This is a genomic window from Dethiothermospora halolimnae (assembly GCF_037577855.1).
Classification (GTDB): domain Bacteria; phylum Bacillota; class Clostridia; order Tissierellales; family VENL01; genus Dethiothermospora; species Dethiothermospora halolimnae.
Genome location: NZ_JBAKFX010000115.1, coordinates 1 through 4431, shown reverse-complemented (window position 1 = coordinate 4431; position 4431 = coordinate 1). Strand labels below are relative to the sequence as shown.

6 protein-coding genes are annotated in these 4431 nt (G+C 30.2%); all 6 read left to right on the top strand.

Features of this window, described 5'->3' with window-relative positions; genetic code table 11:
* Positions 1-292: 292 nt before the first annotated feature.
* Positions 293-1066, top strand: coding sequence for a ParA family protein (locus V6137_RS20625; RefSeq protein WP_425449833.1), 774 nt, complete (start codon positions 293-295; stop codon positions 1064-1066).
* Position 1067: 1 nt separating this feature from the next.
* On the top strand, positions 1068-1934 hold the full coding sequence (locus V6137_RS20620) for a ParB/RepB/Spo0J family partition protein (RefSeq protein WP_425449832.1): 867 nt from the start codon (positions 1068-1070) through the stop codon (positions 1932-1934).
* 122 nt (positions 1935-2056) lie between these two features.
* Positions 2057-2947, top strand: a complete 891-nt coding sequence (locus tag V6137_RS20615; RefSeq protein ID WP_425449831.1) for a PhzF family phenazine biosynthesis protein — start codon at positions 2057-2059, stop codon at positions 2945-2947.
* A gap of 323 nt (positions 2948-3270) precedes the next feature.
* Positions 3271-3759 (top strand): NADH-quinone oxidoreductase subunit NuoE, encoded by a 489-nt coding sequence (nuoE, locus tag V6137_RS20610; RefSeq protein WP_425449830.1) that lies wholly within the window; start codon positions 3271-3273, stop codon positions 3757-3759.
* A gap of 19 nt (positions 3760-3778) precedes the next feature.
* A complete protein-coding gene (locus tag V6137_RS20605) occupies positions 3779-4147 on the top strand; it encodes a (2Fe-2S) ferredoxin domain-containing protein (RefSeq protein WP_425449829.1) in 369 nt (122 codons plus the stop codon).
* A gap of 52 nt (positions 4148-4199) precedes the next feature.
* The coding region (locus tag V6137_RS20600; protein ID WP_425449828.1) for a (2Fe-2S) ferredoxin domain-containing protein at positions 4200-4431 on the top strand (232 nt) is incomplete at its 3' end.

Here is a 4431-nt window from a genome sequence, read left to right as displayed (position 1 = left end):
TGGCAATCTGTCTTTTTAGTATGTCATAAATTTGTTATTTACTAAAGAAAAGAGAATCCAAGACAGAAATCAGTTTATTTTCTGTCTTGGATTCTTTAAAATATTTCTTAACTTAATGACATTGCCCTTGGGCCTTTTTATTATTATTTTATATTTTTGAAGGAATATTTTTACTGAATAAAGAAATATATTTTAATAAGAATAAAATGTTTCATATGAAACATTTATAAATGAACTTTTTAACGGTAAATAATTTTAATTGATTTTATAAATAAATATCGGGGGTGAAGTGATGGGAAAAGTTGTAGCTATATTTAATCAGAAGGGTGGAGTGGGGAAAACAACTACAAATGTTAATCTAAGTGCTTGTTTAGCCAAAATAGGTAAAAAAATATTGGTTATAGATATAGATCCCCAAGGAAACACAACAAGTGGATTCGGCATAGATAAAAATACTGTGGAGTATTCTATATATGATACACTAATGGGAGAGATAAACATAAAGGATACAATAATAGAAACTGCCTATAGAAACTTATTTTTAATTCCTTCAAATGTAGACTTAGCTGGGTCCGAAATTGAATTGACCACTAGGGAAAAAAGGGAATTAGCTTTAAAGAGTTCAATATCCAATATAATAGAGGATTATGATTTTATATTTATAGATTGTCCACCATCCCTTGGCTTACTCACCATAAATTCTTTAGTTGCATCTGATAGTGTACTTATACCTATACAATGTGAATATTATGCTCTAGAGGGGGTAAGTTCCCTTATGAATACAATAAAAATGGTGAAGAAAGGTTTAAACTCTAATTTAGAAATAGAAGGAGTAGTATTGAGTATGTTTGATGGAAGGACCAACCTCTCTATACAAGTAGTTGATGAAGTTAAGAAATATTTTAGAGGGAGTGTTTATACTACAATAATACCTAGAAATGTACGATTAGCAGAAGCGCCCAGTTATGGAATACCGGTTATTGAATATGATCCTAAATCTAAAGGGGCCAAAGCCTATATGGAGCTTGCTGAGGAATTTATAGAATATATAGAGGATGTGATATAGCATGGTGAAAAAGAAAAGAGGGTTAGGAAAAGGATTATCTGCACTGATTCCCGATGAAGTTGAGAATACCATTGAAAGTGATAAAAGTATAATTAATATAGATATATCTAAAATAAAACCTAACAAAGAACAACCTAGAAGAGACTTTGATAGAGATTCCTTATATGAACTTTCAAATTCAATAAAAAAACATGGACTGATACAACCTATAATAGTAAAAAAAGCTGGAAATGGTTATGAAATTATTGCAGGGGAGAGACGATGGAGGGCTGCAAAAGATATTAAATTAAAGGAAATTCCCTGTATAATAAAAGAAATAGATGAAATAGAAGCCTCAGAAATAGCTTTAATTGAAAATATACAAAGAGAAGATTTAAATCCTATAGAGGAAGGATTAGCATATAAGAAATTAATGGATAAATATAATTTAACCCAAGAAAAGGTATCAGAAGCAGTGGGAAAAAGCAGATCTTATATAGCCAATATCACGAGATTATTGAAATTAGATAAAAGAATTATAGAATTAATAAGTAGTAGTAAAATTTCAAGTGGCCATGGTAGAACTTTGCTTGCTCTAGAAGATAAAGATATGCAGTATGAAGTGGCGAAGAGAATAATAGAAAATTCATTAAATGTGAGGGATACCGAAAGGTTAGTAAAAAATATGGGGAGTAAAAAAAAGAAGAAAAAGCAGAAAAAGGATAATACACAGGACCCTGTTATAAGAGACTTAGAAGAATCCTTAAGAAAGGTATTAGGTACAAAAGTTCAGATAGTAAATGGAAGAAAGAAAGGAAAAATAGAAATAGAATATTATAGTGATGATGACTTACAAAGAATATTAGACTTACTATCGGTAGAGCAGTAAGTAATGACAAAAATAATGTTTCATATGAAACATTATTTTTGTCATTACAATAAATACCATATTCATACTACAACTATTTTGATATAATGAATATGAAACTTTCTTATAAAGGAGAGAGATGGATGGAGATAATTATGTATCAAGTTGATGCATTTACAGATCAATTATTTGGTGGAAACCCAGCGGGGGTTATAGCCGATGCCAGTAAATTAGATGATAATTCTATGCAAGGGATAGCTAAGGAAATGAATTTATCGGAAACGGCATTTGTAATTCCCAAAGATAACAATAATTTCATAGTTAGGTTTTTTACTCCTAAATGTGAAGTGGATTTATGTGGACATGCTACTATTGCTACTTTTTATACTTTGGCCAAGAAAGGTTACATTAAAAGTATAGATAATGGAATAGTAACTATACATCAGGAAACTAAGGTAGGCAAACTTCCTGTGGATATATATTTTAAAGACAATCAAGTAGAAAAAGTATTAATGTATCAAGGAGAACCTGAGGTACTAGGAGATGTTAATAAAATAGATGTACTATCTAATATTTTTAAATTAGATAGTAAGGATATATCCCTAGAAGGGTATAGTATTAAACCACAGATTGTATCAACTGGGCTTCCAGACATTATAATGCCTGTTAGAAATAAGAAATTATTAAATGATATGGATATAAACTATAATGTTTTAACAAAAATATCTGAAGAATTAAAAGTTGGTGGAGTTCATGCCTTTACCATTGATGATGGAGAAATTTACTGTAGGAACTTTGCTCCTGCTTTAGGAATAAATGAGGAATCAGCAACAGGAACTGCAAATGGAGCATTAATATATTATCTTAAGAAGAATAATGTTTTAAAGGGAAATGAAATTTTATCCAATCAAGGACAAGCTTTAGGTAGACCAAGTAAGATATATTGTGAAATCCATGAAAAGGACGATAGCTATATAGTAAAGGTCGGTGGAAGGGCTAAAATAATAATTGAAGGTGTTATAAATATTGATTAAGAAATAGGGATAACTCTCTATTCAGAGTATTGATTTTGTCTAAATAAACTTCAATGAAAGTCTGAATAGGGAGCGATCCCTATTTTTATTTTACAAAGATAATTTTATCAAAAACTATAATAATTCCAATATATTGACATATATATAGTAAGGATGTATAATTAACTTGATAAAAATGAATAAATTTTACATAAGATAAATCGATTGACAGCTCCAGAGGAAGGAAGCTGTCTTTTTAAATGTTTGGTTAAAATATTAACAATAAATAATTGTAACTTTGAAATTATTCAAAGATTATAAGATTTTAAGGGGGAGGGGACAATATGGAGTTTAAATTTGATTTTGAAAGGAATCAAGAAAATTTAAAAATTCTACAAGAAACTATTGAGGAAAATAAAGATAAAAAAGGAGCATTAATGCCAATATTACATAAGGCACAAAAACTATTTGGATATCTTCCAATAGAAGTACAAACAATAATATCTGAACAGTTAAATATACCACTATCTGAGATATATGGAGTTGCAACATTTTATGCTCAGTTTTCATTAATACCAAAGGGGAAATATGAAATAGGGGTTTGTTTGGGAACCGCTTGCTATGTTAAAGGCTCACAGGAAATATTAGATAAGATAAAGGAAGACTTAAAAGTGGAAGTAGGTGGAACTACCAGAGATAGAAGATTTTCACTACAGGCTACAAGATGTATAGGAGCATGTGGATTAGCTCCGGTTATGACCATAAATGAAGATGTATATGGAAAATTAGATCCAAGTGAAATTGATTCTATCTTAGGAAAATATAAAGGCTAATAATGTGGAGGTGTAATAAGTGAAATCTTTAGAAGAATTAAAAAAGATTAGGGAAGCATCATTAGATAAAGTAACATTAAGAAATAAGAAAGGGGGAACAAGAATAGTAGTGGGAATGGCAACTTGTGGAATATCTGCAGGTGCTAGGCCTGTTTTAATGGCTTTACTTGAAGAGACCAAGAAAAGAAATTTAGAAAATGTTACCGTTACTCAAACAGGGTGTATAGGAATATGTGATTTAGAGCCTATAGTTGAAGTTTTTAGTCCAGATAGAGAAAAAGTTACATATGTAAATATGACAGAGGATAAAGCTAGGAAAATAATATTAGAACATATAGTGAATGGGAATGTGGTTACTGATTATACAATAGGGACAATAAGGGGTTAATGTTTCATATGAAACATTAACTATAACAAATGTTTTAAAGGGGGTTAGTTTAATGAATATATATAGATCACATGTATTAATATGTGGAGGTACAGGATGTACTTCATCAAAGTCAGATAAAATACAGGATAAGTTTGAAGAGCTATTAAAAGAGAAAGATTTAGATAATGAAATTAAAGTTGTAAGAACAGGGTGTTTTGGACTTTGTGAGGCAGGACCTATAGCCATAGTATATCCAGAGGGATCATTCTATAGCCACTTAAAAGTAGATGATGTGGAAACAA

Bases quoted from the DNA above. Each gene is read 5' to 3' on its own strand.
- V6137_RS20620 (WP_425449832.1), top strand. From the start codon at position 1,068: ATGGTGAAAAAGAAAAGAGGGTTAGGAAAAGGATTATCTGCACTGATT.
- V6137_RS20615 (WP_425449831.1), top strand. From the start codon at position 2,057: ATGGAGATAATTATGTATCAAGTTGATGCATTTACAGATCAATTATTT.
- V6137_RS20625 (WP_425449833.1), top strand. From the start codon at position 293: ATGGGAAAAGTTGTAGCTATATTTAATCAGAAGGGTGGAGTGGGGAAA.
- nuoE (WP_425449830.1), top strand. From the start codon at position 3,271: ATGGAGTTTAAATTTGATTTTGAAAGGAATCAAGAAAATTTAAAAATT.